Genomic DNA, 546 nt, shown 5'->3' on the forward strand with positions numbered 1-546 from the left:
CCTGTCCGAAAGTCCTCGCGCTGACGAGGCCCCACACCCGCCCGTCCGCAGGCACGGTCATCCCCGCGACGTCCGCATCCTGCCGCGCTCGCGGGATTTTCATTAGACCGCCAGCGCACGCATATGACGTCGCTCGACGATTATCTAAACGAGGGGCTGCTTTATACGATTTGACCAAGAAGCGGGGGGGGGGCGGTTTCGGTTAGGCCCAGTCGGTCCGATAAGCGCCCTTTCTCGGCCGTTGTGCGGCGCAGATGTGGGTCTCGGAAGCTGCCGTTCACTTATTTACGTAATCGACCGATCACCGAAGGTTGACTGAGGCAAATCGCAACGTTCGTTGATGCGAGTTCGTAGCGGCCGAGCCGTCAACTTTTGTTCTCAGCCGTCAACCGAAGTCGTCGTTCAGGAAGATTGGAGTTTAGGCTCAGGATCTGTAATTTGCAGTAGCTTGGCAGCGGTCCCTTGAGGGTTTCAAGGATCTGTCCGCACTCGCCGATCTGGATCGGTGGTGCTGTATCGGGTTTCACAAGGTCGGGCGTTGCCTTG

The 546-nt window shown here is 58.4% G+C and carries 1 protein-coding gene; it reads right to left on the reverse strand.

Annotation, left to right across the window (positions count from 1 at the left end; genetic code table 11):
* Positions 1–365: 365 nt before the first annotated feature.
* The coding region (locus NFE57_RS16610; RefSeq protein WP_252136698.1) for a hypothetical protein at positions 366–546 on the reverse strand (181 nt) is incomplete at its 5' end.

Source organism: Hephaestia sp. MAHUQ-44 (assembly GCF_023806085.1).
Classification (GTDB): domain Bacteria; phylum Pseudomonadota; class Alphaproteobacteria; order Sphingomonadales; family Sphingomonadaceae; genus Sphingomonas.